Genomic DNA, 844 nt, shown 5'->3' on the forward strand with positions numbered 1-844 from the left:
AGAGCGTGTTCATAGTCTTCGTAGCAGGACTCCCAAGAAAGCCAAAGCTACCATTTGCAGACTGGTACTCAACTTACGCTCGCAGTTTTTCCAAAGCCGCCTGTTCTTTTCCAACCAGGAAAAGCTGCGCTCTACTACCCATCGCTTCGGCAATACTGCAAAACGGTGCAATTCGTTTCGTTTGGCAATCTCTACCTCCGCACCAATCAACTCCTGTACCGACGAAGCAAATGCCTTACCCGTGTAACCACCGTCAGCAAGGATTTTTTGTATCGCACCAAGATTATCCCGCCCACGTTCCAATGCCACCAGGCAGCCTTTTCTATCCGTAACATCCGCCGTCGTTACCGCAAGGGCATGCGGCAAACCTTGCGTGTCAACCGCTATATGTCGCTTGATACCGCTAACCTTCTTGCCCGCATCGTAGCCTTTTTCCATGGCGGTATCCGTGTTCTTCACACTCTGCGCATCAATAATCAGGAAAGTAGTTGCTTCATGGCGCCCCTGCTTGCGGTGCTCCGCAACTACCTGATTTTTTTAATGCTTCCTCAAGGATGCTGATGCCACTCTCGCGTGGTTCGGTCCATCTCTGGAAGTAGGAATGCACGGTGCGCCATTTGGGGAAGTCGCCCGGCAAAGCGCGCCAGGAGCAGCCAGTGCGTTGCAGGTAGAGAATGGCACAAAAGACATCGTACAAGTCCACCTGGCGTGGCGCTGTGCGTTTACGGGCACTTTCCAGCAGGGGAAGGAGAGGCGCAAATTGCTCGCGACTGATATCGCTTGGGTAGGTTTTTCTGTTCATGCCGATAGTTTACAGCAGAGGCTGAGACAATGAACACGTTCT

The 844-nt window shown here is 52.3% G+C and carries 1 protein-coding gene; it reads right to left on the reverse strand.

Going from position 1 to position 844, the window contains the following annotated elements; genetic code table 11:
* Positions 1–9: 9 nt before the first annotated feature.
* Positions 10–802 (reverse strand): IS5 family transposase gene (locus HMPREF2907_RS11780; RefSeq protein WP_234403659.1). Its coding sequence is split into 2 segments (ribosomal slippage): positions 10–537 and positions 539–802, totalling 792 coding nucleotides; the frame shifts between segments, so codons are not numbered across the junction.
* Positions 803–844: the final 42 nt, after the last annotated feature.

Origin of the sequence: Neisseria sp. HMSC055H02 (assembly GCF_001813335.1) — a bacterium.
GTDB classification, from domain to species: Bacteria; Pseudomonadota; Gammaproteobacteria; order Burkholderiales; family Neisseriaceae; genus Neisseria; species Neisseria sicca_C.